Source organism: Streptomyces sp. NBC_00435, assembly GCF_036014235.1.
Classification (GTDB): Bacteria; Actinomycetota; Actinomycetes; order Streptomycetales; family Streptomycetaceae; genus Streptomyces.
Window position 1 is genome coordinate 2,750,465 of record NZ_CP107924.1, and the last position, 26,003, is coordinate 2,776,467.

Here is a 26,003-nt window from a genome sequence, read left to right on the forward strand (position 1 = left end):
GGAGCCCCCGGTCCCCCGGCGCGGCCGCGGGTCCTGGGCCTTCGGGGCCGTCCCCTACCCGCCCTTCCGCCGTTCCCCGGGCTCCGCCCGGACCCGCGCCGCGCACGCCGGCGGGGCTGGGGTTCGGCTCAAAAGGCCGCCTGGGCTGCGGCTGGGCTGGATGGGGCCGGCGTCATGCCGTACGGGAACGGTGACGGGGCTGGGGACGCCTCAGGTCGTCGTCTCCGGGCGGGGGGTCTTCTGCCAGGGGTACTCGGGGGCCGCGGTGGGCTGGGAGAGGGCCGGACGCGGGGACTGGGGAGGCTGGGAGGCGTGCGGAGGCTGCGGGGTGTTCCACGTGGCGGCCGTCGGGTGGGGAAGATCGTCGATCGATTCCCGGGCCCAGTCCCGCAGCGCACCGGACTCGACCTCGATCTGCGCCGACAGCGAGGACAGGTCGTCGTCCGCGAAACGGCGCGCGCGGTCCCGTGCCGCCCAGCGCAGCGAGTCCGCCGACTCCGTGATCTTCGCCGTGCGCTCCCGCAAGCCGGGCAGTGCGTCCGCGGTCCGCTTGCGGTCCGGCTCCGCCTCCAGCCGCTTCAGCTCGTCGTCCAACTCGTGCCCGTGCGCGCTCAGCCGCTCGAACAGTCCGATCGACTCCTTCAGCGAGGCGTCCGTCTGGACCCCCTCGTACAGCGCCTGCTGCGTGGCCCGCATCGACGACCGCAGGTCCAGCCGCAGCTGGGCCAGCGCACCCGTGACACCGACCTGACCGAAGCTGCGCGCCCGCAACGTGGTGTCCTCCACGGTGCGGCGGGCCTGGGTGATGGTCCGGTCCACTCCGCGTGCCGCGGCCTTGACCACCTTCGCCGTCACATAGACCCCGAGCCCCAGGAAGGCGAACAGCAGCACCAGGGCCACGATGATCAAAGACGCCTCCATGAGGTTCCCTTCCCCAGCCGGTTGGTCCCTTCCACCGTAAACGCCGCGGGCAGGCCGCGGGTTCCAATCGAACCCCCAACCTGCCCGTACGGGAATACCCCGAGACCGTCCGACAGACGTCTCGGACACGTCAGACGCGTCAGACGACGATGTTCACCAGCTTCGGCGCACGCACGATCACCTTGCGGATCTCGGCCCCGCCCAGCGCCGCCACGACCGCCTCGTCGCCCAGCGCCAGCTGCTCCAGTTCGGCGTCGGAGATCTCCGGCGAGACCTCCAACCGGGCCTTGACCTTGCCCTTGATCTGGACGACACAGGTCACGCTCTCGTCCACGACGTACGCCGGGTCCGCGACCGGGAAGTCCTGGTGGACGACCGACTCGCTGTGGCCCAGGCGGTGCCACAGCTCCTCCGCGATGTGCGGCGCCAGCGGGGCGACCAGCAGCACCAGCCGCTCCGCGACCGAGCGCTCCAGCGGCCGGCCCGCCTTGGTCAGCGTGTTGTTCAGCTCGGTGATCTTCGCGATGGCGGTGTTGAACCGCAGCCCCTCCATGTCGGAGCCCGCCCCGTCGATCGCCTTGTGCAGCGCGCGCAGCGTGCCCTCGCCGGGCTCCGCGTCGACGACCGTCACGGCGCCCGTCTCCTCGTCCACGATGTTGCGCCACAGCCGCTGCAGCAGCCGGTACTGGCCGACCACGGCGCGCGTGTCCCACGGACGCGACACGTCCAGCGGGCCCATCGCCATCTCGTACAGGCGCAGGGTGTCCGCGCCGTACTCCTCGCAGATCTCGTCCGGCGTGACGGCGTTCTTCAGGGACTTGCCCATCTTGCCGTGCTCGCGCTTGACCGGCTCGCCCTGGTAGAACCAGCCGCCGTCGCGCTCCTCGACCTCGGCCGCGGGCACGTACACACCGCGCGAGTCGGTGTACGCGTAGGCCTGGATCATGCCCTGGTTGAACAGCTTGTGGAACGGCTCCACCGAGGAGACGTGGCCCAGGTCGAACAGCACCTTCGACCAGAAGCGCGCGTACAGCAGGTGCAGCACCGCGTGCTCGGCGCCGCCGACGTACAGGTCGACGCCGCCGTGCGGCTGGCCCTCCCGCGGGCCCATCCAGTACTGCTCGATCTCCGGGTCGACCAGGGCCGATCCGTTGTTCGGGTCCAGGTAGCGCAGCTCGTACCAGCAGGAACCGGCCCAGTTCGGCATGGTGTTGGTCTCGCGCCGGAACGCGCGCACCCCGCGCCCGTCGCCCAGGTCCAGCTCGACGTTGACCCACGCCTCGTTGCGCGACAGCGGGGTCTCCGGCTTGGAGGCCGCGTCGTTCGCCTCAAACGTGCGCGGCGAGTAGTCCTCGACCTCCGGCAGCTCCAGCGGCAGCATCGACGCGGGCAGCGGGTGGGCCACGCCGTCCTCGTCGTAGACGATCGGGAAGGGCTCGCCCCAGTAGCGCTGACGGCTGAACAGCCAGTCGCGCAGCCGGAAGTTGACGGTCCCCTCGCCGATGCCGCGCCCGGCCAGCCAGTCGGTGATCGCGGCCTTGGCCTCGACCACGCCCAGGCCGTCCAGCGAGACGCCCTCGCCGGTCGAGTTGACGATGGTGCCGTCGTACGAGGAGAACGCGTCCTCCCACTCCAGCGGGTCCGCGTCACGGTCGTCCGTGGGCCGGACGACGCAGCGCATCGGCAGCTCGAAGGCGCGCGCGAACTCGAAGTCGCGGCTGTCGTGCGCCGGGACAGCCATGATCGCGCCGGTGCCGTAGCCCATCAGCACGTAGTCCGCGATGAAGACGGGCACCTGGTCGCCGCTGACCGGGTTGGTCGCGTACGCGCCGGTGAAGACACCGGTCTTGTCCTTGGCCTCGGCCTGCCGCTCGACGTCCGACTTCGCGGCGGCCTGCTTGCGGTACGCGTCCACGGCCTCGCTCGGGGTCGCGGCGCCCCCGGTCCACAGCTGGTGCGTGCCCTCGGGCCACTCGGTCGGGACGATCTTCCCGACCAGGTCGTGCTCGGGCGCCAGCACCATGTAGGTGGCGCCGAACAGCGTGTCGGGGCGCGTGGTGAAGACGGTGATGGCCTCCCCGGCGCCGACCGCGAAGTCGACGCGCGCGCCCTCGCTGCGGCCGATCCAGTTGCGCTGCTGCAGCTTGATGGCCTCGGGCCAGTCCAGCGCGTCCAGGTCGTCGATCAGGCGGTCGGCATAGGCCGTGATCCGCATGTTCCACTGGCTCAGCTTGGACTTGAAGACCGGGAAGTTGCCGCGCTCGGACCGGCCGTCGGCGGTGACCTCCTCGTTGGCCAGTACGGTGCCCAGCCCGGGGCACCAGTTGACGGGCGCGTCCGAGGCGTAGGCCAGCCGGTACTCGTTCAGCACGTCGGCCCGCTCGCCCGCGCTCAGCGCGGCCCAGGAGGCGCCACCGGGCAGCTCGCGGGAGCCGTCCTCGAACGCGGCGACCAGCTCGGCGATCGGGCGGGCCTTCTTCGCCTCGGCGTCGTACCAGGAGTTGTAGATCTGCAGGAAGATCCACTGGGTCCACTTGTAGTAGTCCGGGTCGATCGTCGCGAACGACCGGCGCTTGTCGTGGCCCAGGCCCAGCCGGCGCAGCTGGACCTTCATGTTCTCGATGTTCGCCTCGGTCGACACGCGCGGGTGCGTGCCGGTCTGCACGGCGTACTGCTCGGCCGGCAGGCCGAAGGCGTCGAAGCCCAGGGTGTGCAGGACGTTGTGGCCGGTCATCCGCTGGTGACGGGCGAAGACGTCGGTGGCGATGTACCCGAGCGGGTGCCCGACGTGCAGGCCGGCGCCCGAGGGGTACGGGAACATGTCCATGATGAACTTCTTGGGCCGCGCGACGACTGCCGGGTCGCCGGCCAGGTCACCGGTCGGGTTGGGGGCCTCGTACGTGCCCTGCGCGTCCCATACGTCCTGCCAGCGTGCCTCGATGTCGGCGGCCATGGCAGCCGTGTAACGGTGCGCCTCGGCCGCCTCGGGGGCCGGGGTGTTCGTCTCGCTCATGATTTCTGAAGCTCCATCGATCGTCTCTGCCGTCTCTGCTGCCCAAACGAAAAAACCCCTCGCACAGGAGGGGGCGCCGCGCCGGGGCCGACCGTCTCGTGGGTCGGAACTGTTCAGCGCGGCTCGGTAAGCAGAAGGCGTACGGCACGCATGGCGTCAGGGTACCGCAGCGGCCCCCAGGGGTGCTCTGCCCTTCCGGGCAGCGGGCACAACGAGAAGCGGGCCACCCGTTTCGGTTGACCCGCTTCTTCACTGTGGAGCTATGGAGAATTGAACTCCAGACCTCCTGCATGCCATGCAGGCGCTCTACCAACTGAGCTATAGCCCCTCGTTCTGCCCGCCGCTTCCTGGCCCGTTTCCGGTTCCCCTTGGCGACGTCCCAAACATTACACGGTCATGGCCCTGGTCCAAAAATCGGTTTCCGCCGACCGTGAGCCATGCCCGTTTTGAACCGAATCTTCAGATGCTCGTCACGCACGCGCGAACTGGTAGAACCGCTTCAGCGTGCAGTGTTCGTCGAGCAGACGGCCGTAGATCGGCTCGCCCTCCAGCTCCCGGTACGTCTCGATCGGGTCGCCTTTTATGATCAGCGCCCGCGCACATTCCTCGCACCAGTACTGGTAGTCGGGGTTGACCGGCTCCATGTCCCGCACGATCGGCGTGCCGTTGTTGCACCAGTCGCACCGCCGCCGGTGTGCACCCATCCGTCAGCGACTCCCTCCCGCGTCGGGCCGTCGTCCCCCTCCGGCGGTCCGATTCTGCCATGCCGGTGCTCACTCGGGCAGCTGTGGGCAAAAGCAAAGATCCCGCCCCCTGTTGGGGACGGGATCTTGATTGTGGAGCTATGGAGAATTGAACTCCAGACCTCCTGCATGCCATGCAGGCGCTCTACCAACTGAGCTATAGCCCCGCTCTCCGCGACGCGCCCCCCGTTTCCGGTGTTCCGCGCTGCGAACAAGAAGAACTCTAGCCTGTGACCAGCCGGAAAGTGAAATCCGGGTGGGAGCCGCCCCGAGGTGGCTCAGTCGTCGTCGCCGAGGACCGGTTCGGGCAGCGTGCCGGCGTTGTGTTCCATCAGCCGCCAGCCGCGCGCGCCCTCGCCGAGGACCGACCAGCAGCAGTTGGAGAGCCCACCGAGGCCCTCCCAGTTGTACGAGTCCAGGCCCAGCAGACGGCCGATCGTCGTACGGATGGTGCCGCCGTGGCTGACCACGACGAGCGTGCCGCCGGGGGGCAGCCGGTCGGCGTGTTCCAGCACCACCGGAGCCGCCCGCTCGGCGACCTCGGTCTCCAGCTCACCGCCGCCACGGCGGACCGGCTCGCCGCGCTTCCACGCCGCGTACTGGTCGCCGTACTTCTCGAGGATCTCGTCGTGCGTGAGGCCCTGCCACTCGCCGGCGTACGTCTCGCGCAGCGCCTCGTGGTGCTCCACGGTCAGCCCCGTGACGGCCGCCAGCTCGGCGGCCGTGGCGGAGGCCCGGCGCAGGTCCGAGGCGACGATGGCGTCCGGCTTCAGCGAGGCGAGCAGCCGGGCGGCACGACGCGCCTGCGCCACACCGGCCTCGGTCAGCTCGATGTCCGTGGAGCCCTGGAAGCGTCGCTCCAGGTTCCAGGCGGTCTGACCGTGCCGCCAGAGGACGATCTTCCGGCCGGTCCTGCCCGGCTTGGTCGCGCTGTCGGGAGTCGTGCTCAGAACAGATCACCGTCCAGTTCGTCGTCGCCCTGTGCCGTGCGCAGGGCGGCGTGCTCCTCGGCCTTGCCCTTGGTGAGCTTGGCGTCCTCGGGGAGGTCGATCTCGGGGCAGTCCTTCCACAGGCGCTCCAGCGCGTAGAAGACGCGCTCCTCGCTGTGCTGCACGTGGACGACGATGTCGATGTAGTCGAGCAGGATCCAGCGGGCGTCGCGGTCGCCCTCGCGGCGCACCGGCTTGGCGCCCAGCTCCTTCTGGAGCTTCTCCTCGATCTCGTCGACGATCGACTTGACCTGACGGTCGTTGGGGGCCGAGGCGAGCAGGAAGGCGTCGGTGATCGACAGCACGTCGCTGACGTCGTACGCGATGATGTCGTGCGCGAGCCGGTCGGCCGCGGCCTGGGCGGCGGCGGTGATGAGCTCGATGGAGCGGTCCGTGGCGGTCACTGGCCATGCTTTCGGGTTGGCGGGCAGATCCTTACAAGGGTCTCATGTACCGCCGACACCGCCCGCGCACAGCGTGCCGCGCGGGCGGAGCCGCACCTCAGGGGCGTGGCCGCAGTAGGGCTCGGAGGGCTCAGGACGATTTGTAGTCCTTGCCCAGCGTCACCACGATCTCCGCGTTCACGGCGCTCTCGGCCTTCTTCACGACCGTCTCGGGCAGTCCCAGCGTCTTGGCGACCTCGATCGCCTTGTCGCGCTGGGCGTCGTCCTGGTAGGTGATCTGCGACGCGGGCGCGGTCTTGTCGGCCTTGCCGCCGTCCACCAGCGTGTAGCCGGCGTTGAGCAGGGCCGCCTTCCCCGCCGTGGACGTCTTGTCGTCCCCGGTGGCGTCCTTCATGCCCACCCTCGGGACGGCGCCGGGCTGGGCCGCCGAGCCGGAGCCGCCGAGGACCTCCTTGACGACCTTCTTGTTGGCGTCGTCGGTGAGGCCCCCGTCCGGCTTCACCGTGAGCACATCGGTGCGGTACGCGCCCACCTTGGCGTGTTCGCCGAGCTTGGACAGCATCGCGCCCAGCGTCTGCGCGTTCAGCGCGGGGTCCAGGATCTGACCGGTGGTCTCGACGGTCATCGCCGCCGACTTCGGATCGCCGGGCACCTTGCGCAACAGGCCCACCAGGACCTTTCCGAACCGCTCCAGCTGCTTGGCCTCCGGCTCGCCCTGGGCCCGGTACGTGGCGTACGCGACGGCCATCGCGCCGCTGAGGCTCTGCTTCTGGCCCTGGCCCACGGCCGGGACCTTCGCCGCGTCGTCCGCCGGGACGGCCACGTCGGTGTCGACCTCGATGCCGCCGACCAGCTCGACGAAGTTCTCCAGGAAGGGGGTGTCCAGCCGCCAGGTGCCGCCGATGCGGGTGCCGAGCACCGAGTCCAGGGCTTCGCGTACGCCCAGGCCGCCGTCCCCGACGGCCTTGCCGAGCGGCGCGCCGGTGCCGTCGTCCTTGGTGACGTTCAGCGTGTTCGGCACCAGGACGGTGGCGCCCTGCTTGGTGGTGACGTTGTCGACGAGCAGCGCCGTGGAGGTGCCGCCCTTCTTCGTGTTGTGCAGGTGGACGACGATCATGTCGCGCTTCTGCGGCCCCGCGGCGGCGGCGCCCGGCGTCTTCCCGGGGCCTTCCAGGAACGGCAGCTTGCCCGCGTACCAGAGGTACCCGGCGCCGGCGACGACGAAGACGGCCAGCACGACGATCAGTGCCACCACCCGGTTGCGGCCGCGCCTGCGGGCCTCCTCGCGGCGTTCGGTGCGGCTCTCGGTGAAGGCGAGCCAGTCGATGACGTCCTCGGAGTCCTCGTCCGGCTGGTCGATGAACGCGAACTGCCCGGTGTGGTACGAGGGGTCCTGAGCCCCCTGCCCGTCCTGGGTCCCCGGTCCATCGGCCCGGCGGGGCTCGGGGACCTGCGGCGCGGCGGCCGGCCGGAACGCGGGCTCGGGCGTCTGCGGGGGCGCCGCGGGCGCGGCCTGCTGCGGGATCCACTGCTGGGTGGCCTGGGTGTCGTACCCGTAGGACTGGGCCTGCTGACCGGCCTGGGGGTGCTCCTGCTGCTGCGGGTAGTACTGCTGCTGCGGCTGCCCGTAGCCCTGGTAGTCGTAGCCGTACTGCTGCTGCTCGTACTGCTGCTGCTCGTAGGGGGGAGCGGGATCGGGGGCGGACTGCGGGGGCACCTGGTTGTACACCGGCCGCCCGTACACGTCGTAGCCGACGAGCTGCTGCTCCGGCGCCGCGAAGGCATCGAACCGGTCGTACGGATCCTGTCGGTCGTTCACCGCGGGGCCCCTCTCTCCGGAAGCTCAGGCTCCCCGGTACAGCTCACGCTTGTCGATGTAGCGGACCACACCGTCCGGCACCAGGTACCAGACAGGATCCCCCTTGGCCACGCGCGCGCGGCAGTCCGTGGACGAAATGGCCAGCGCGGGCACTTCCACGAGGGAGACGCCCCCCTCGGGCAGCCCGTCGTCGGTGAGGACGTGGCCGGGCCGGGTGACGCCGATGAAGTGTGCGAGGGCGAAGAGCTCCTCGGCGTTGCGCCAGGTCAGGATCTGTGCGAGGGCGTCGGCGCCGGTGATGAAGAAGAGGTCGGCGTCGTCGTTGAGGGCGCTCAGGTCCCGCAGGGTGTCGATCGTGTACGTCGGGCCGCCGCGGTCGATGTCGATCCGGCTCACCGAGAACTGCGGGTTCGACGCGGTCGCGATGACCGTCATCAGGTACCGGTCCTCGGCGGCCGACACGGCCCGCTGCGACTTCTGCCACGGCTCGCCCGTCGGTACGAACATCACCTCGTCAAGGTGGAACAGCGCGGCCACCTCGCTGGCGGCCACCAGGTGTCCGTGGTGGATCGGGTCGAATGTCCCGCCCATCACCCCGAGCCGGCGCTTGACCGGGCCGGTAGGCATTTCCTGCTCTCCCATGAGCGCAGAGCCTACTGGCCCGGTGGCGCGACAGGGACCCGGCTTGGGGTGCGTACCCGCTGCGCGGGGTTTCAGCGGTCCCGGTTCAGGCGCGTGGTGACCCACAGCAGCAGGAGGAGGATGCCGAAGGCGGCGCCGCCGGTCAGGTACGGGTTCAGGCTGTCGTGGTTGCCGCCGTGCTGCTCGGCCCCCTCCGAGGCGAGGACGACCAGGTTGTGGGCGGTGGAGGCGAGGCTCATCAGGCAGGTACCTATCGCGTCGGGGAGCGGGTGGAGATTTCGCTCACATCGTATGCGGGGGCCTGGGGCACGCTCACGCCGACTCAGGCGTTGGAGAGGATAGACGGACGGCCCGAGGGGCACATCGACGGGGAGGGCGCTATGACGGGGACGGGATTCGAGAAGGCACCGGCACGGGACCGCAGGAGGTTCCCCGGTATTTCCTCACGGGCGTACGAGCATCCGGCGGACCGGTCCGCGCTCGTGGCCCTGCGCAAGCTGACCGGCTTCGACACGGTCTTCAAGGCACTGAGCGGGCTGCTGCCGGAGCGCAGTCTGCGACTGCTCTTCCTCTCCGACTCCGTCCGGGTGGGCGAGACGCAGTTCCCGCACCTGCACGCGATGCTCCTCGACGCGTGCTACATCCTGGACCTGGAGCGGGTCCCGCAGATGTACGTGCAGCAGGACCCCAAGCCCAATGCCATGTGCATCGGGCTGGACGAGCCGATCATCGTGGTCACCACCGGCCTGGTCGAGCTGCTCGACGAGGAGGAGATGCGGGCGGTGGTCGGCCACGAGGTGGGCCACGCACTGTCGGGGCACGCGGTGTACCGCACGATCCTGCTCTTCCTGACGACCCTGGCGCTCAAGATCGCGTGGATCCCGCTGGGCAATGTGGCGATCATGGCGATCGTGACCGCGCTGCGCGAGTGGTTCCGCAAGTCGGAGCTGTCGGCGGACCGGGCGGGCCTGCTGGTGGGGCAGGACGTGCAGGCCTCGATGCGCGGGCTGATGAAGCTCGCGGGAGGGAACCACCTCCACGAGATGAATGTCGACGCGTTCCTCGCCCAGGCCGAGGAGTACGAGGAGAGCGGCGACCTGCGCGACTCCGTGCTGAAGATCCTCAACGTGCTGCCCCGGACGCACCCCTTCACGACGGTGCGGGCGGCCGAGCTGAAGAAGTGGGCGCAGAACCGCGACTACCAGCGGATCATGGACGGCCACTACCCGCGGCGCGAGGAGGACAAGGACACCTCCGTGACCGACTCCTTCCGGCAGTCCGCCGCGCACTACGCCGACGCGGTGCGCACGAGCAAGGACCCCCTGATGAAGCTGGTCGGCGACATCGCCGGCGGTACGGCGGACCTGGGCGGCAAGCTCCGGGACAGGTTTTCGGGTGGGACCCCGGGTGGCGGCACCCCGAGCGGTGGTGCCTCCGACGGTGGCGGGGCCCCGGACGGCGGGGCTAAGGAGCAGGGCTGACGCCCCGCTCCAGGGGGTCGGTGGTCTGCGTCGCGGCGGGTGCGGTCGCGAGGACCCCGCACAGCCCGCCCGTGCGCCGCGGACTGCCGCTGGCGTACGGATCGCTCGCGGCCGGGCCCACGGTGGTCGGTCCGGCTCCGGCCGTCAGCGGGCGGAAACCCCCCGCCGGGTCGGCCGAGCAGTCCTGCGGGCCCGCGATCACGTAGGCCGAGACCAGCTCCGCCCGCTGGGCCGAGAGGTCGTCGCGGTCGAAGCGCAGTCGCAGCTCCCTGCGGACGGTGAACAGCGAGGCCCCGTCCGCCGCGGCCGGCTGGCCGGTGGCGGGTCGCACCGCGTACACGAAGGTGTGGTCGGAGGTCACCTCCAGCGCGGTCGGGGAGACCTCCGTGACGGCGAGAGTTCCGCTGACGCGGACCCTGGTGTCGGCCATCACGGCGGTGGCGGGGTCGAAGCGGACCAGCCAGCCGGTGACGGCGTGCCTGCCGTCACCGGCCGGCGAGAGCATGCTCTGGTCGAACTGCGTCAGCTGGTCGGGGTCGAGCAGGACGCGGACGGGCCGGGTGGCCGTACCGGACAGGACGTCCGGGTCGAGCGAGGACTGCACGAGGTAGTCCTTGGCGATCGTCAGTGCCGTCTGCACCTGGTTCTCGGTGAAGTGACGGGTGCGGCGCATGGCGGGCATGGTGATCCCGACCGCCCCGACGCGGTACCGCGCCGCCGGACTGTTCGCGTACAGGTCGGCCGGCCGGCCGCCGGGTACGGGCCCGGAGGGCGCGAGCGGGACGACCGTGCTGCTCATCGCCTCGGCCGGGCCTCCGACGGGCGCCACGTAGGGGTTGCGCACCCCCATGTACACGGCGGCGGCGAGCGACAGCGCGATGCAGAACACGATGATCCGGCCCTGCCGGACCGCCCCGCCGGTGCCCCGGGATCCCGCGTGGCCGCCGAACCAGATCGAGCGGCTGCGGACGGCGCGGGCGTGCTCGCCCATGCGCTCCTGCGCGGAGAACTCCTGGAGGCGGGCAGCCCGGACGAAGTCCTCGTCGAACACCACCGACCGGTACTCGTCCGACCGGAACTCGTCGTCGCCCCCTTCGGCGCCACCCGGGGTGCCGTTGGGCGGGTTTCCTGACACGGTCATCGCTTCTCCCCGCTGTCCCCGCTTCAGAGAAGCCCCCGGTTCCGGCGATGCGGAGCGGGGTCGTACCTTCAGGGTTGGCGGCCGACGCGGTCCATAAACGCGCCGGCGCCGGTGACTTCGCCCAGCGGGGTGCTGGCGGGGGCCGGAGCGGGTTCCGCGTCGCTCGCCGCGCTGCGGTAGACGGCACTGAAGGCGAGCGCGACCATGCCGAGGCCCATCACGAAGGCGAGGACCCAGGCGACCGGACGCAGCCACGGCGAGCGGCCGCGGTAGGGGCGCAGGCTGCCGCCGTAGGCCCCGTACGGGCCTTCCGCGTAGCCGTAGCCGTGTCCCTGGTCCCAGCCGGAGTCCTCCTGGTGGTACCCGTCGGGGTTGCCGTAGGCGTACGCGTCGTAGTCCTCGTCGCCCGTCCAGCCGCCCGCGAAGGCCGCGCGGGCGGCCTCGGCGGCCTCGGCGCGCGCCCGCTCGCCGGCCCGCTGGCGCTCCGCGGCGCTCGGTTCACGGATCTCGGCGTTCCGGACGAAGTCCTCGTCGAACACCACGGAGGCGAAGTCCTTGTCCGCGCCTCCGCGGTCGTCGTCGGGCTCCCCGTCGTCCGGGAACGGTTTGCCCCCCACGTCGTCCGGCACGAGACCAGCGTAGACCTGAGGGGCACCTTTGGGCAGGGCGTACGCCGAAATCCGGCCACACCGCGTTCAAGCGTCGACTACCGTACGTGACCGTCGCCGGTGACGATGTACTTGGTCGAGGTGAGCTCGGGAAGCCCCATGGGGCCCCTGGCGTGCAGTTTCTGCGTGGAGATGCCGATCTCCGCACCGAAGCCGAACTGACCACCGTCCGTGAACCGGGTGGAGGCATTCACGGCAACCGTGGTCGAGTCGACCAGCTGGGTGAAGAGACGCGCCGCGGCCTGCGAGGTGGTGACGATCGCCTCGGTGTGGCCGGAGGTCCAGCGGCGGATGTGGCTGACGGCCTCGTCCAGGGAGTCGACGACACCGGCGGCGATGTCGTACGAGAGGTACTCGGCGGCCCAGTCCTCGTCGGTGGCGGGGAGGGCCGTGACCTTGGAGTCCCGCGCGTACGCGAGGACCCGCTCGTCGCCGTGGACGGTCACGCCGGCGTCGGCGAGCGCGTCGAGGGCGAGCGGCAGGAAGGCGTCGGCGATGTCCCGGTGGACCAGCAGGGTCTCCGCGGAGTTGCAGACGGAGGGCCGCTGGGCCTTGGAGTTGACGAGGATGTCCACGGCCATGGCGAGGTCGGCCTGGGCGTCCACGTAGACGTGGCAGTTGCCGGTACCGGTCTCGATGACCGGGACGATGGACTCCTCGACGACGGTCCTGATGAGGGAGGCGCCGCCGCGCGGGATGAGCACGTCGACGAGGCCGCGGGCGCGCATCAGCTCGCGGACGGAGTCGCGGGACTCACCGGGTACGAGCTGGATCGCGTCGGCGGGGAGACCGGCCGACACGATGGCGTCGCGCAGGATCCCGACGAGGGCGGTGTTGGAGGCGTAGGCCGAGGAGGAGCCGCGCAGGAGGACCGCGTTGCCCGACTTCAGGCAGAGGGCGGCGGCGTCGACGGTGACGTTGGGGCGGGCCTCGTAGATGATGCCGACGACGCCGAGCGGGACGCGGATCTGGCGGAGGTCGATCCCGTTGGGGAGGGTGGAGCCGCGGACGACCTCGCCGACGGGGTCGGGCAGGGCCGCGACGTCACGGACGTCGGAGGCGATGGCCGCGACGCGGTCGGGGGTGAGGGTGAGGCGGTCGATGACCGTCTCACTGGTCCCGGCCTCGCGGGCCTTGGCCGTGTCCACGGCGTTGGCCTCGACGATCTCGGCCGTACGGGCCTCCAGCGCGTCCGCGATGGCCAGCAGGGCCTTGTCCTTGGCGGACCGAGGGAGTGGCGCGATGGCCGCGGCGGCGGTCCGGGCGGCTTGCGCGGTGGCGATCACGGGCGAGGTCGTGGCATCCAGCGAGGTCATGCGGCCAGGGTAATCCCCGGGCGGGCCCGCGCCGGTGGGGTTCCACCCCGCGAGACGGGCGCCTTCCTACGTGCCCGGGGGTGGGCTCCGCTTCCTACGTGCCCGGGGGCTCCGCCCCGGGCCCCGCTCCTCGAACGCCGGCAGGGCTGGACCTGAGGGCCGGTCAGTACGGGTGCACGCCCACCGGATGGGCCGGGGGCGGTCCGTAGCCCTCGGCCACGCGCTGGTGGTAGGTGGCGCGGTCGATGACTTCCAGGCCGACGATCTCCCACGGCGGGAGCTTCGCGGAGGAGCGGTGTTCGCCCCAGAGGCGCAGGGCCACGGCCGCCGCGTCGTGGAGGTCGCGGGCCTCCTCCCAGTAGCGGATCTCCGCGTGGTCGTCGGCGTAGCGGCTGGTCAGCAGGAAGGGGTGGTCGTAGGCGAGCTGTTCCAGCCCGCGGCGGACCTCGCACAGCGGCGCGGGCTTCCCGGAGACGCTCAGGGTGATGTGCCAGAGCCGGGACGTGTCCCGGTCCTCCCCGCTCCCGCCGACGTCACCGTCCCCGCTGCCGACGCTGGTCAGCGCTCGTCTCACCAGCCGCCTCCTTGTCTGCGCTACGCGTGTCCGCCCCTCACAGTTGACCAGTCCTTGGCCCACCGCGCGGCGGTTTTACCGAACCTCAGCCCTGCAGCAGGACGAGATCGTCGCGGTGGACGACCTCCCGCTCGTACTCGGGTCCGAGTTCCCGCGCGAGCTCGCGCGTGGAGCGGCCGAGGAGCTGCGGGAGCTCCTTGGCGTCGAAGTTGACCAGACCCCGCGCGACCGCCCGGCCGTCGGCCGAGCGCAGTTCCACCGGGTCCCCGGCGACGAAGTCGCCCTCGACCGCGGCGATGCCCGCCGGCAGCAGCGAACTGCCCCTCTCGGTCACCGCGCGGACGGCGCCCTCGTCCAGGACGAGGTGACCCTGCGGGGTCGAGGCGTGCTGGAGCCAGAGCAGCCGGTCCGCCGAACGGCGCCCGGTGGAGTGGAAGAGAGTGCCGGTCGCCCGTCCGGCCAGGGCGTCCGCGGCCTGGCTGGCCGAGGTCAGGACGACCGGGATGCCCGCCGCCGCGGCGATGCGCGCCGCCTCGACCTTGGTGGCCATGCCGCCGGTGCCGACGCCCGCCTTGCCGATGCTGCCGATGGTGACGTGGGCGATGTCCTCGGGGCCGCGCACCTCGTCGATGCGGCTGGTGCCGGGCTGGGCCGGGTCCCCGTCGTAGAGGCCGTCCACGTCCGAGAGGAGTACGAGGAGGTCGGCTCGGACCAGGTGGGCGACGAGCGCGGCGAGGCGGTCGTTGTCGCCGAAGCGGATCTCGTCGGTGGCTACGGTGTCGTTCTCGTTCACGACGGGGAGGGCGCCCATGGCCAGGAGCTGGTCCAGGGTCCGGTAGGCGTTGCGGTAGTGCGCGCGCCGGCTCGTGTCGTCGGTGGTGAGCAGCACCTGGCCGACGCGTACGCCGTACCGGGCGAAGGAGGCGGTGTAGCGGGCGACGAGCAGGCCCTGCCCGACGCTGGCGGCGGCCTGCTGACGGGCCAGGTCCGTGGGGCGGCGGCGCAGACCGAGCGGGGAGAGTCCGGCGGCGATGGCTCCGCTGGAGACCAGGACGATCTCCTTCTCGCCGCCGCTGCGCGCCTTGGCCAGTACGTCGACCAGTGCGTCCACCCGGTCGGCGTCGAGACCGCCGGCCGCCGTCGTCAGGGAGGAGGAGCCGACCTTGACCACGATCCTGCGCGCGTCGAGCACGTCCTGCCTAGCCGCTGACACGTCTGTTCCCCTTGACCCTTGCCGAGAATGATCCTGCCCGCTCAATCTACGGGGTGGCCCGGCGTGCCCGCCCTCGGGTTTCAGACCGTGGACGCGCTGCGGTTCTGCTCCGCGTCACCGGACCCGGCGGCCGTCCCCGGGACGAGGATCCTGCGGGAGATCACGTAGGTGAACGGGATGGCCACGACGGCCGCGACCAGCGGCGCGATCCGGGTGTCCATGCCCGCCCAGGTCACCAGGGCGTACAGGCCGACGGACTGGATCACGTAGTTCGTGATGTTGGTCAGCGGAAAGAGCAGGAACTTCTTCCACGTCGGCCGGGTCCGGTAGGTGAAGTAGGTGTTCATGAAGAACGAGCCGACCATCGCCAGCACGAAGGCGAGCGAGTAGGCGGCGAAGTACGGCATCCACGGGTGCAGGAGCAGGTACAGCACGAAGAAGGTGCCCGTATTGACGCCGCCCACCAGTGCGAACCGGACGATCTGGCCGAGCTGGGCCTTGCGGTCCGGCTTGTCCGGCGTCCCCGTCGTCGGCGCCTGCGTCATCAGCTGCTGCGCTCCGCGATCACGGCCTGGGCCTCGGGCAGCAGTTCGTCGCGGACGTCGGCGGGCGGCCGCTGCGCGCCGTGCGACTCCTTCACCAGGAAGTGCGGACGGCGCTTGGTCTCGTAGTAGATGCGGCCGATGTACTCACCGATCAGGCCCAGCATGATCATCTGGACGCCGCCGAGGCCGACGATGATCGCGACGAGGGTGACGTAGCCCGGGGAGGTCACGCCGTTGGTCATCGCCATGACCGCGATCCACAGGGCGTACACCGCTGTCAGGGCCACCAGCGAGACGCCGGCCCAAATGCCGATGCGCAGCGGCCGGTTGTTGAAGGAGATCAGCCCGTCCATGCCGTAGTTCAGCAGGGACCCGAACTTCCACTTCGTCTCGCCGGCCTCGCGCTGCGCGTTGCGGTAGTCGAAGTGGACGGTGTCGAAGCCGATCCAGGAGAAGAGGCCCTTGGAGAAGCGGTTGTACTCGGGCAGCGAGAGCAGGGCGTCCACGGCCGGTCGCGAGAGCAGCCGGAAGTCCCCTACGCCGTCGGTCAGTTCCACGTCGACCCACCGGTTGATGCCCCGGTAGTAGAGCCGGCTCAGCGCCGTGCGGAGCTTCTTGTCCCCCTCGCGGGTGCGGCGGGCGATGATCTGGTCGTGGCCCTGCCGGTAGTACTCGAGCATCGTGGCGATGAGCTCCGGCGGGTGCTGGAGGTCGGCATCCATGATGACCACGGCGTCGCCGGTGGCCTCGCGCAGACCCGCGAGCATGCCGGCTTCCTTGCCGAAGTTCCGGCTGAAGGAGACGTAGCGGGTCTCGTCGGTGTACTGGGCCGCGATCTTGCGGAGCTTTCCCAGGGTCCCGTCACTGCTGCCGTCGTCGACGTAGCAGACCTCGTACTCGATCGGGATGGCGTCCAGAACCTTGCGGATCTCCGTGTCGAAGCTGTCGATGACGGCTTCTTCGTTGTAGCAAGGAACTACGACAGACAGCTTCATGAACACTTCCTGCTGGTCCGAACGGGTGATTGTCGGCGACCGGACCTGCCACTCACCTCTTCCTTAGAAGTATGCACGCCGGTGGTGGGCCTGCCTGGGGCGAGTGCGGCACGCGGTAGCTTTGACTGGTTAAGCGGAATGAAACAGAGGGATCGAGGTGCACGTGCCTGACGTCTCCGTGGTCGTCATCGTCTACAACGACGCAGAGCGTCTCACGACAGCCGTCCAGTCGGTTTTGGACCAGACTCTGCACGGGGTCGAAGTCGTGATCGTCGACGACTGCAGCAAGGACCGGTCCTACGCGGTCGCCCAGGAGCTCGAAACCGCGCATCCGGGGAGGGTGCGCGCCTTCCGGCTTCCGGAGAACAGCGGGGGCTGCGGCGCCCCGCGCAATCACGGGATTCAGCAGGCCACCGGCACGTACGTCATGTTCCTGGACAGCGACGACGTGCTGGAACGCAATGCCTGCCGCAACATGCTGGACGCCGCCGAGCGGACCGGGTCCGACCTGGTCTCGGGCATGTGCGTCCGGGTCCACCTGGACAACCGCTGGGGCAAGACCACCGAGTGGTACCCGTGGATCTACTCGCGCACGCGCACGCTGGAGTCGATCACCGAGTACCCGGACCTGCTGGTCTACGACACCCTCTCCACGAACAAGTGCTACCGGCGCGCGTTCCTGCTGGAGCAGGGCCTGGAGTTCCCGGTCGGCATCCACTACGAGGACCTGCTCTTCTCCGCGCAGGCCTACGTCGCCGCCCGCCGCATCACGCTCATCCCGAACCACGTCTACTTCTGGAACGTGATCGAGAAGGCCGCGGCGAAGTCGATCAGCAACCGGCGCCACGAGATCGAGAACTTCGTCCACCGGATGGAGATCCACCGGCGCGTCGACGAACTGCTGGCCGCCAAGGGCCACTCGGAGATCAAGTCCGCGAAGGACGCCAAGTTCCTCAAGCACGACCTGGTGCTGCACCTGCGGGATCTGCCCCTGCTCGGTGACGCCTACCGCCAGGAGTTCGCCCGGCTCGCCAACGGCTACCTGGCGGGCATCGACCCGGCCGCGTACGGACATGTCACCAACCTGCAGGCGATCTGCGCCTACCTGCTCGGCAAGGAGGACTGGGACAACCTCCTCCCGGCCGCCGACGCCATGACCAACAAGGGCCGGCTCACCTCCCCGCTCGCCGAGCGCGAGGGACGCGTCTACTGGTGCGCCGAGCACCTCGACGACGCCGAGGGCCGCCGGATACTGGATGTCACCGACCAGGGCTTCGCGAGCACGCCGCTCACCTCCTTGGTCCTGGGCAACCGCCTCACCTCCTACGAGGACGACGGGCGCGGCACCGTGACCCTGTCCGGCGCCGTCGTGAACCCGCTGGGCCGCATCAGCCCGGAAGCGGAACTGAAGGCCTCGCTCGAATTCCGGGCCCGCCGCCAGATCGGTGTCCGCTCCTTCAGCTTCCCCGTGGCAACCGTGCGCCACGCCGGTGACACGATCGAGTGGAAGGCCACGGCCGACATCGGCAGCACCGTCCGCCCCTTCGGCATCATCGACGCCGTCTGGGACGTACGCCTGAAGTTGACGGCCGGCGGCTCCCGGCTCACCACCCGCGTCTCCGTCGGCGGGGTGGACCTGGAGAAGGCGGCCCGGCTGCGCGTGCGCCCCCGGCTGACCCGGCTGGTCTCCGACCGCTTCGAGCCGGAGGTCACCAAGAAGGGGAACCTCTCCTACGTCCTGACCGCCCAGGGCGCCGCCGCCGTGCGCACCCAGATGCTGATCAACAGCGCGATGCACGGCAAGGCCGCCGGCGTCGTCAAGCGGGGCCTGCGCAGGGCCCTGCGCGCCCGCCGCAACATCGGCTCGGGCGAGCAGAAGGTGAAGGTCTACCACGAGGTCTTCTCGAAGCTGCCGGTCAAGAAGGGCACGGTCGTCTTCGAGAGCCACATGGGCAAGCAGTACAGCGACAGCCCGAAGGCGATCTACGAGGAGATGGTCCGCCAGGGCATCGACTTCGAGCCGATCTGGTCGTACGCGGGCGGCAGGCCCACCGGCTTCCCCAAGGAGGCCACCCTGGTGCGGCGCTGGAGCTGGCCGTACCTGCGCGCGCTGGCGCAGGCCGAGTACTGGATCGACAACCAGGGCTTCCCACTGGCGCTGAGCAAGCGCCCCGGGACCACGTACATCCAGACCTGGCACGGCTCGGCGCTCAAGCGGATGGGCTTCCACGAGCCCCGCACCAAGGCACAGGACCGGGCCGGCCAACGGCGCTTCCAGGCGGCCGTCGACCGCTTCGATCACTTCCTCATCCGGTCCGAGCACGACGCACGCACCCTCGCCAAGGGCTTCCGGCTGCGCGACGAGGTACTGCTGCGCACCGGATACCCGCGCAACGACGCCCTGGTCGCGGCCCACGGCTCCGAGGCGGACAGCGGGGAGCGGGTCCGCGGGCCGCTGGCCGGCGAGTTCGGGATCGACCCGGAGAAGAGGGTGCTGCTGTACGCGCCGACCTTCCGGGCGAATGCGGACGGCGCGGTGGAGGGCTTCGAGTTCCCCTTCGACGTGGAGGAGTTCGCCGACCGGCTCGGCGACCGCTTCACGCTGCTGGTGCGCACCCACTACCTCAACAGTGTCACGCTGCCGCCGTCGGTCGCGGGCCGTGTCATCGACGTGTCCAAGCACCACGACATCACCCCCCTGCTGGCGCTCGCCGACGGGCTGATCACCGACTACTCGTCCGTGATGTTCGACTACGCGGTCCTGGACCGGCCGATGCTGTTCTTCGCGTACGACTACGAGAAGTACGCGACCGACATCCGCGGCACCTACTTCGACCTGAAGGAGAAGGCACCGGGCCCGGTCGTGGCCACGGCGGACGAACTGCTCCAGGCCGTCGCCGCCTTCGACGAGGCGGACGCCAAGTACGCGGAGGCACGCCAGCGTTTCCTCGCCGAATTCGGCGAGTACGACCGCGGGGACGCGTCCCGCCAGATCGTCGAGAAGTTCTTCCCCAGGAGCGGCAAGTGAGCCAGCAGACTTCCACCGCACCGGAAGAGGCCACCGTCGGCCGTGACATCTTCCTCGTCTCCAACAGCGTGGACGAGCTCGGCGGCGTCACGACCTGGTCGCACCAGATGGCCCGGCTGTTCACCGACCGCGGTCACCGCGTCCACATCGTCGGCATCGCCCCCGTCGCCGAGGAGATCCGCCAGCAGCTGCCGGACGGGCTCCCCTACGCGACGACGACGCTGTACGACGCCCACCCGCCCGCGGCGCGCCGCCTGCACGGCATCAAAGGCCGGCTCAACGCGCCCGAACGGCGCCGCCAGGCGGCCCGCCGGGCGAAGATGCGAGCCAAGGCCGAGGTACTGAGCGGGCTGCTGCGCGCGGCCCGCCCCGGCGCCGTGGTGATCGTCACCCAGGTCTGGGCGATGGAGTGGGTGGCCCTCGCCGACACCAAGGGGTGCACGGTGATCGGCATGAGCCACGAGTCCTTCGAGGCCAGCCAGAAGTCCACGCGCGGCAACCGGGTCCGCCGCTTCTACCCGGAGGTCGACCGCATGCTCGTGCTGACCCCCGAGGACGCGGACCTGTGGATCCGCTCCGGCATGGAGAACGTCTCCAGCATGCCGAACCCCCTGCCGTTCATGCCCGCCTCCCCCGCCCCGCGCACCGCGAAGGTCGTGGCGAGCGTCGGCCGCCTCGCCTTCGAGAAGGGCGTGGACCTGCTGCTCGACGCGTGGGCGGACGCCTCCCCGCGCCACCCCGACTGGGTCCTGCGGATCTACGGGGCGGGCGTGGAGGAGGCGACGCTGCGCGCGCACGCCGCCGAGCTCGGCGTGGAGGACTCCGTGGAGTGGATGGGCAGCACCAACGACGTGCTGGGCGCGCTGGCCGGAGCCTCCGTCTTCGCGCAGGCCTCGCGCGCCGAGGGGTTCCCGATCACCCTGCTGGAAGCGATGGCGGCGGGTGTGCCGGTGGCCGCCTTCGACTGCGCGCCCGGCGTCCGCGAGATCGTGCGGCACGGCGAGGACGGGCTGCTGGCCCGGCTCGGCAACACGATGGAGCTGGCAGGGCAGATGGACCGGCTGATGTCGAGCGGCGAACTGCGCGACCGGCTCGGCGACAGCGCCTTCCGGCACGTGCGGCGGTACTCCAGCGCCGAGATCACCGACCGGTGGGAGGAGCTCTTCTCCTTCCTGGAGCGCTGAGACCCGCGGGCCGAGCCCGACGAAACACCTACGAAGCCGCCCGCCCCGGTCGTGTCCGGGACGGGCGGCTTCGCGGTTCTTCCCCGCCGGAGCGGATCGGACCCGTCAGGCCTTGCGGTGGGACTCCCAGCCCGCCCAGGCCGAGGTGATCATCTCGCGCACGTCGTGGCGGGCCTTCCAGCCCAGCTCGGCGCCGATGCGGTCGGCGGAGGCGACGACCTGCGCCGGGTCGCCCGCACGGCGCGGGAGGACCTCGGGCGCGTAGGCCGCGTCGGTGTGCCCGGTGACCTCGTTGACCAGCTCGGTCATCTCTCGGACGGAAACGCCTTCGCCGCGGCCGATGTTGACGGTGAGGTCCCGGTACTCGCCGCGCCCGCCCCATTCGGCGAGCTTGCGGGCCGCCACCACGTGCGCCTCCGCGAGGTCCGCAACGTGGATGTAGTCGCGGACGCAGGTGCCGTCCGGGGTCGGGTAGTCGTCGCCGAAGATGCGGGCGCCCTCCCCCTTGTCGAAGCGCTCGAAGATCATCGGCACCAGGTTGAAGACCCCGGTGTCGGCGAGCCCGTCGGTCGCCGCGCCCGCCACGTTGAAGTAGCGCAGGCACGCGGTGGAGATGCCGCTGGCCTTGCCCGCGGCGCGCACCAGCCACTCGCCGGCCAGCTTCGTCTCGCCGTACGGACTCAGCGGAAGGCAGGGGGTGTCCTCGGTGACGAGGTCCACGTCCGGCATCCCGTACACGGAGGCCGAGGAGGAGAAGAGGAAGTTGCGGACGCCCGCGTCCGCCACGGCCTGCAGCAGGACCGTCAGGCCGCCCACGTTCTCCTGGTAGTAGTGCAGCGGCTTCTCGACGGACTCGCCGACCTGCTTCTTGCCCGCCAGGTGGACGACACCGGTGATCCGGTGCCGGGCGAGGGTCTCGTCCAGGAGCTCCCGGTCGAGCACGGAACCGACCACCAGTGGTACGTCCCGCGGGACGCGGTCGGCGTTGCCCGTGGAGAGGTCGTCCAGAACCACGACCTCCTCCCCCGCGAGCAGCATCGCGCGGACGACGTGCGCCCCGATGTAACCGGCACCACCAGTGATCAGAAACGTCATGCGTGTCTCCCGAGTTCTTTCTCGTGCTTCCCGTCCCGGCGGCAGCCGGTCCCCCTTCAACGGCGGGGCGAGCGGGCCCGGTGGAGGCGGTTGCGGGCAAGGCTCACGACTCCCGCGGCACCGGGTGCGATCCGCAGCGCCAGCGATCCGCCGCTCGTGCGGTAGGGCTGCGCCAACAGCACACCGTACCGGCTGCTGGGCAGCACCCGCCGGTGAAGCAGGCTGTCGAGGGGGCGCGGGGAGGTGAGCAGGGAGCTCCCGTCGGCGCACTCCACGCTCATCTTCACGTCCCACGCCTGCATGCCGCGCCGGCCGTCGCCGCGCCCGATGCTCGCCAGCTCGGTGAGCCGGTAGGGCAGCTCTGCCGTCCAGCGGTCGCCGCCCGCGACCGGGGTCAGTTCCACCGGCTCGGTGACCAGCAGCTTCCCCAGGTTTCCGCGCGGCTGGAAGCGAAGCTGGACGGTGCGCGGGCCGGCCGCGGCGAGGCGCCCGTACAGATCGTGAACCTGGATCCGCAGCCCTGAGCAGCCGCTCGGTTCGGCGTCGATGGTCACGGGCAGTTCGGCCGTCACCAGCTCGTCCAGCCGGTCCAGCTCCACCGGCAGCGCGTCGCTCCACACCGGTGCCCCGGTGGGACCGGTCGCGTACGGGGGCAGCAGGCGCGGCGGGTCGGCGGCGAAGCGGGTCAGCCGCAGGAGGTCGGCGGGGGCGGGCGGCACCGCGGTGGCACGCAGTACCCGTACGATCCAGCGGGCGTGCGCCCCGGCGGCCTCGATGTCGGCATCGTCGAAACCGGCGACGTAGTCGCGGGTCAGCGTCCACCAGGCGGCCTGGTACCCGGGGTCCTGGCCGAGCTCGCGCAGGTACATGCGCAGGTCGTACTCCAGGAACTTGACCTGGCAGGCGCGGCCCAGCCCGGGCGAGGACTCGGTGATGATCCAGGAGGCCGCGCGGTGCGCCTCCACGCGGGCACTCCAGTTGCCGACGTCCTTGCGGTCCAGGGAGATGGACACCTGGGCGGCGTCGCGGCGCACGTGCCACACGTAGACGAGGTCGCCGATCACCGCGATGCGGGGGGCGGCGGCCAGCACCCGGGCGGTGAACACGAAGTCCTCGTAGATGAACCGGCCGTCGGGGAAGCGGATCCCGTGCCCGTCCAGGAAGGCCCGCTCGTACAGCTTGTTGACGCAGAGGGTGTCCCGGACCAGCTCCGGCCGGTCCTCCGGCTTGTCGATCACCTCGCCCGGCACGTACAGACCGGGCGCCCAGGGGATGTCGCGGCTCTCGGGCAGTTCACGGCGGACGCAGGAGCCGACCGTGACCGGAGCCCGGTTGTCGACGGCCGCGCGCAGCAGGGCGGCGACCGCGCCGGGGGGCAGGACGTCGTCGCTGTCCAGGAACATGACGTACGGGGCGGTGGCGGCCGCTATGCCGTCGTTGCGGGGGGTGCCGCAGCCCCCGCTGTTGCGCGTGCGGTGCACGACCTTCAGGCGGGGGTGGCGGGCTGCCAGCTCGTCCAGCACCAGTGCGGTGCCGTCGGCGGACGCATCGTTGACCGCGATGACTTCGGCGACAACCGGACCCTGGGCGAGGGCCGAGGAAACGGCCTGGCCCACGAGTTCGGCATCGTTGTACGCGATCACCACAACGGAAACTGTGGGGGTATGGGTGCTCGTCACTCGTGGATCCTAGGCCACAAGAGTAAACGTAGCCTTAAGACCTGCCACCCAATCGGAGCTAAACGGAATCCGCCGGGTGGCCGGGGGGCCGGCCGGATGACCGGCCGGCGCCCCTTTCAGCGGCTTCCTCGGCGACTCGCTCGGCGCCCGCTCAACGGCTCCGTCAGAAGGGACGGAACTCGTCGTACTCCTTCTGCACGGAGTCCCGCTCGGCTTCCTTCTCCTTGCGGCGCGTGGTGGCCGGACGCGGCGCCTCCAGACGGTGGTCCTCACCGCGGCGGCCCAGCATCTCGGCGCCGGCCATCATGGTCGGCTCCCAGTCGAACACGACCGCGTTCTCGTCGGAGCCGATGGCGACGCCGTCACCCGCACGGGCACCGGCCTTGCGCAACGCGTCCTCGACACCGAGGCGGTTGAGACGGTCCGCGAGGTAGCCGACGGCCTCGTCGATGTTGAAGTCGGTCTGGCGGACCCAGCGCTCCGGCTTCTCGCCGCGCACGCGGTAGACGTCCTCGACCTCGTCGTAGGCGATGGTGAAGCCGGAGTCGTCGATGGCCTTCGGGCGGATGACGACGCGGGTCGCCTCCTGCTTCGGCTTGCGGGCGCGGGCCTTCGCGATGACCTCGGCGAGGAAGAAGGACAGCTCCTTCAGGCCCGTGCGGTCGACCGCGGAGACCTCGAAGACCTTGTAGCCGCGGGCCTCCAGGTCCGGGCGGACCATCTCGGCGAGGTCCTTGCCGTCGGGGATGTCGACCTTGTTGAGGACGACGAGGCGCGGACGCTTCTCCAGGCCGCCGCCGTAGATCCGCAGCTCCTCCTCGATGACGTCGAGGTCGGCCACCGGGTCGCGGTCGGACTCCAGGGTGGCGGTGTCCAGGACGTGCACGAGGATCGAGCAGCGCTCGACGTGGCGCAGGAACTCCAGGCCGAGGCCCTTGCCCTGGCTGGCGCCCGGGATCAGGCCCGGGACGTCGGCGATCGTGTAGACCGTCGAGCCGGCCGTGACGACGCCCAGGTTCGGGACGAGGGTGGTGAAGGGGTAGTCGGCGATCTTCGGCTTGGCCGCGGAGAGCACCGAGATCAGCGAGGACTTGCCGGCGCTCGGGAAGCCGACCAGCGCCACATCGGCGACGGTCTTGAGCTCCAGGACGACGTCGCCACCGGTACCGGGGACGCCGAGGAGCGCGAAGCCGGGCGCCTTGCGGCGCGCGGAGGACAGCGCGGCGTTGCCGAGGCCGCCGCGGCCGCCTTCGGCGGCCACGTACGTGGTGCCCTGGCCGACGAGGTCGGCGAGGACGTTGCCCTCCTTGTCGAGGACCACGGTGCCGTCCGGCACGGGCAGGATCATGTCCTGGCCGTCCTTGCCGGAGCGGTTGCCGCCCTCGCCGGGCTTGCCGTTGGTGGCCTTGCGGTGGGGGCTGTGGTGGTAGTCCAGCAGGGTGGTGACAGCCTGCTCCACCACCAGGATGACGTCGCCGCCACGACCGCCGTTGCCGCCGTCGGGGCCGCCCAGCGGCTTGAACTTCTCCCGGTGAACGGAGGCGCAGCCGTGGCCCCCGTTACCCGCGGCGACATGCAATTCGACGCGGTCCACGAAGGTGGTCATGGGTGTTCCTCCAGATACATACGGGAATGTCCCGGGCAGGCCTTGCTGCCCATTAAACGTGTCTATGTGACAACGCGCCGAGGGCGGACCTCTCTTCCCGGCTTTCGCCGGGAAGAGTTGAGATCCGCCCTCGGGATGCTTCGGACTACTGATTCAGCGGAAGCTGGATCAGGCGGCCGGAACGATGTTGACGACCTTGCGGCCGCGGTGCGTGCCGAACTGGACCGAGCCAGCCTGCAGCGCGAACAGCGTGTCGTCGCCACCACGACCGACACCCGAACCCGGGTGGAAGTGGGTGCCGCGCTGGCGAACGAGGATCTCACCAGCGGAAACGACCTGACCGCCGAAGCGCTTCACGCCGAGCCGCTGAGCATTGGAATCGCGCCCGTTCCGGGTGGACGATGCGCCCTTCTTGTGTGCCATGTCTCAGTCCCTCTTACTTCGCAGCCGCGGGGATACCGGTGACCTTGATCGCCGTGTACTGCTGGCGGTGACCCTGGCGACGGCGGTAGCCGGTCTTGTTCTTGTAACGCAGGATGTCGATCTTGACGCCCTTGTGGTGGTCCACGATCTCAGCCGTGACCTTGACGCCGGCCAGGACCCACGGGTCGCTGGTCACGGCTTCGCCGTCGACAACGAGCAGGGTCGAGAGCTCGACCGTGTCGCCAACCTTGGCGGTGGGAATCTTGTCAACCTCAACGATGTCGCCGACAGCAACCTTGTGCTGGCGACCACCGCTGCGCACGATGGCGTACACGCGGATCTCTCTCTCACTCGGGGCGGATACTCCTGAAGCCAGCCGCTCAGGCAGGAACCGCCGCGAGGCGGGACCACACCGATCCGGATTGGACGAGCGGCCTCTCCCGCACGTGGTGCTCAGCGGGAGGAAGGTGCTCAGGAGTGCGGCACGCTTTAAACGTAATCGTCTAAGACATGCCGACGGTCTA

General features: G+C 70.4%; 23 protein-coding genes and 2 tRNA genes. 3 read left to right on the forward strand and 22 right to left on the reverse strand.

The genetic code is table 11. The features are described from left to right. Positions 1 to 210: 210 nt before the first annotated feature. The 10 genes from OG389_RS12680 to OG389_RS12725 form a co-directional block, all read right to left on the reverse strand. On the reverse strand, positions 211 to 921 hold the full coding sequence (locus tag OG389_RS12680) for a hypothetical protein (RefSeq protein WP_328298583.1): 711 nt from the start codon (positions 919 to 921) through the stop codon (positions 211 to 213). 139 nt (positions 922 to 1,060) lie between these two features. Beyond that, entirely contained in the window at positions 1,061 to 3,934 is a 2,874-nt protein-coding gene (gene leuS, locus OG389_RS12685; RefSeq protein WP_328298584.1) for a leucine--tRNA ligase, read from the reverse strand. 255 nt (positions 3,935 to 4,189) lie between these two features. Beyond that, positions 4,190 to 4,262 (reverse strand) — tRNA-Ala (locus OG389_RS12690). Positions 4,263 to 4,404: 142 nt separating this feature from the next. Continuing rightward, positions 4,405 to 4,638, reverse strand: coding sequence for a hypothetical protein (locus OG389_RS12695; protein ID WP_007264019.1), 234 nt, complete (start codon positions 4,636 to 4,638; stop codon positions 4,405 to 4,407). A gap of 133 nt (positions 4,639 to 4,771) precedes the next feature. Then, positions 4,772 to 4,844, reverse strand: a tRNA-Ala gene (locus OG389_RS12700). A 111-nt stretch (positions 4,845 to 4,955) separates the two neighbouring features. After that, entirely contained in the window at positions 4,956 to 5,627 is a 672-nt protein-coding gene (locus OG389_RS12705) for a histidine phosphatase family protein (RefSeq protein ID WP_328303733.1), read from the reverse strand. Further along, the gene (rsfS, locus tag OG389_RS12710; RefSeq protein ID WP_328298585.1) at positions 5,624 to 6,070 is read right to left on the reverse strand and encodes a ribosome silencing factor; all 447 of its coding nucleotides are present in this window, start codon (positions 6,068 to 6,070) and stop codon (positions 5,624 to 5,626) included. Before rsfS ends, OG389_RS12705 begins: the two co-directional genes overlap by 4 nt. Positions 6,071 to 6,200: 130 nt before the next feature. After that, positions 6,201 to 7,889 (reverse strand): LCP family protein, encoded by a 1,689-nt coding sequence (locus tag OG389_RS12715; protein WP_328298586.1) that lies wholly within the window; start codon positions 7,887 to 7,889, stop codon positions 6,201 to 6,203. A 24-nt stretch (positions 7,890 to 7,913) separates the two neighbouring features. Next, positions 7,914 to 8,531, reverse strand: coding sequence for a nicotinate-nucleotide adenylyltransferase (gene nadD / locus OG389_RS12720; protein WP_328298587.1), 618 nt, complete (start codon positions 8,529 to 8,531; stop codon positions 7,914 to 7,916). Positions 8,532 to 8,602: 71 nt separating this feature from the next. Further along, the gene (locus tag OG389_RS12725; protein ID WP_328298588.1) at positions 8,603 to 8,770 is read right to left on the reverse strand and encodes a hypothetical protein; all 168 of its coding nucleotides are present in this window, start codon (positions 8,768 to 8,770) and stop codon (positions 8,603 to 8,605) included. A gap of 141 nt (positions 8,771 to 8,911) precedes the next feature. On the opposite strand from OG389_RS12725, the gene OG389_RS12730 reads away from it, so the two are divergent. Beyond that, complete coding sequence (locus OG389_RS12730) at positions 8,912 to 10,012, forward strand: M48 family metallopeptidase (protein WP_328298589.1); 1,101 nt, start codon at positions 8,912 to 8,914, stop codon at positions 10,010 to 10,012. Here the strand turns inward: OG389_RS12730 and OG389_RS12735 are convergent. From OG389_RS12735 to OG389_RS12765, 7 genes are all read right to left on the reverse strand, one after another. Continuing rightward, a complete protein-coding gene (locus tag OG389_RS12735; protein WP_328298590.1) occupies positions 9,996 to 11,153 on the reverse strand; it encodes an SCO2583 family membrane protein in 1,158 nt (385 codons plus the stop codon). The two genes, OG389_RS12730 and OG389_RS12735, sit on opposite strands and share 17 nt — an antisense overlap. A 68-nt stretch (positions 11,154 to 11,221) precedes the next feature. Beyond that, positions 11,222 to 11,782 carry an SCO2584 family spore wall biosynthesis protein gene (locus tag OG389_RS12740; protein WP_328298591.1) on the reverse strand — a complete coding sequence of 187 codons (561 nt, stop codon included), beginning with the start codon at positions 11,780 to 11,782 and terminating at the stop codon, positions 11,222 to 11,224. A gap of 77 nt (positions 11,783 to 11,859) precedes the next feature. Further along, positions 11,860 to 13,137, reverse strand: coding sequence for a glutamate-5-semialdehyde dehydrogenase (locus OG389_RS12745; protein WP_328298592.1), 1,278 nt, complete (start codon positions 13,135 to 13,137; stop codon positions 11,860 to 11,862). A gap of 163 nt (positions 13,138 to 13,300) precedes the next feature. Beyond that, complete coding sequence (locus OG389_RS12750; protein WP_328303735.1) at positions 13,301 to 13,699, reverse strand: hypothetical protein; 399 nt, start codon at positions 13,697 to 13,699, stop codon at positions 13,301 to 13,303. Between the two features lie 97 nt (positions 13,700 to 13,796). Then, positions 13,797 to 14,924: a glutamate 5-kinase gene (gene proB, locus OG389_RS12755; protein WP_328298593.1), complete on the reverse strand. Its 1,128-nt coding sequence runs from the start codon at positions 14,922 to 14,924 to the stop codon at positions 13,797 to 13,799. A gap of 80 nt (positions 14,925 to 15,004) precedes the next feature. Continuing rightward, entirely contained in the window at positions 15,005 to 15,469 is a 465-nt protein-coding gene (locus tag OG389_RS12760; RefSeq protein ID WP_328298594.1) for a GtrA family protein, read from the reverse strand. Further along, positions 15,469 to 16,464: a glycosyltransferase family 2 protein gene (locus OG389_RS12765; protein ID WP_328298595.1), complete on the reverse strand. Its 996-nt coding sequence runs from the start codon at positions 16,462 to 16,464 to the stop codon at positions 15,469 to 15,471. The genes OG389_RS12760 and OG389_RS12765 overlap by 1 nt, the downstream gene beginning before the upstream one ends. Before the next feature lie 157 nt (positions 16,465 to 16,621). On the opposite strand from OG389_RS12765, the gene OG389_RS12770 reads away from it, so the two are divergent. Both OG389_RS12770 and OG389_RS12775 read left to right on the forward strand, forming a co-directional pair. After that, entirely contained in the window at positions 16,622 to 19,492 is a 2,871-nt protein-coding gene (locus OG389_RS12770) for a bifunctional glycosyltransferase/CDP-glycerol:glycerophosphate glycerophosphotransferase (protein WP_328298596.1), read from the forward strand. After that, positions 19,489 to 20,676 (forward strand): glycosyltransferase, encoded by a 1,188-nt coding sequence (locus tag OG389_RS12775; RefSeq protein ID WP_328298597.1) that lies wholly within the window; start codon positions 19,489 to 19,491, stop codon positions 20,674 to 20,676. Before OG389_RS12770 ends, OG389_RS12775 begins: the two co-directional genes overlap by 4 nt. Positions 20,677 to 20,781: 105 nt before the next feature. On the opposite strand, the gene galE is transcribed toward OG389_RS12775, so the two are convergent. The 5 genes from galE to rplU all read right to left on the reverse strand — a co-directional run bounded on the left by galE (position 20,782) and on the right by rplU (position 25,813). Further along, positions 20,782 to 21,771, reverse strand: a complete 990-nt coding sequence (gene galE, locus OG389_RS12780) for a UDP-glucose 4-epimerase GalE (protein WP_328298598.1) — start codon at positions 21,769 to 21,771, stop codon at positions 20,782 to 20,784. A gap of 56 nt (positions 21,772 to 21,827) precedes the next feature. Beyond that, complete coding sequence (locus OG389_RS12785) at positions 21,828 to 23,450, reverse strand: glycosyltransferase family 2 protein (RefSeq protein WP_328298599.1); 1,623 nt, start codon at positions 23,448 to 23,450, stop codon at positions 21,828 to 21,830. A 163-nt stretch (positions 23,451 to 23,613) separates the two neighbouring features. Then, positions 23,614 to 25,056: a GTPase ObgE gene (gene obgE, locus OG389_RS12790; RefSeq protein ID WP_328298600.1), complete on the reverse strand. Its 1,443-nt coding sequence runs from the start codon at positions 25,054 to 25,056 to the stop codon at positions 23,614 to 23,616. Positions 25,057 to 25,224: 168 nt separating this feature from the next. Beyond that, positions 25,225 to 25,479: a 50S ribosomal protein L27 gene (rpmA, locus tag OG389_RS12795; protein WP_030840805.1), complete on the reverse strand. Its 255-nt coding sequence runs from the start codon at positions 25,477 to 25,479 to the stop codon at positions 25,225 to 25,227. A gap of 13 nt (positions 25,480 to 25,492) precedes the next feature. Further along, entirely contained in the window at positions 25,493 to 25,813 is a 321-nt protein-coding gene (gene rplU / locus OG389_RS12800; RefSeq protein ID WP_112446572.1) for a 50S ribosomal protein L21, read from the reverse strand. Between the last annotated feature and the right edge of the window lie 190 nt (positions 25,814 to 26,003).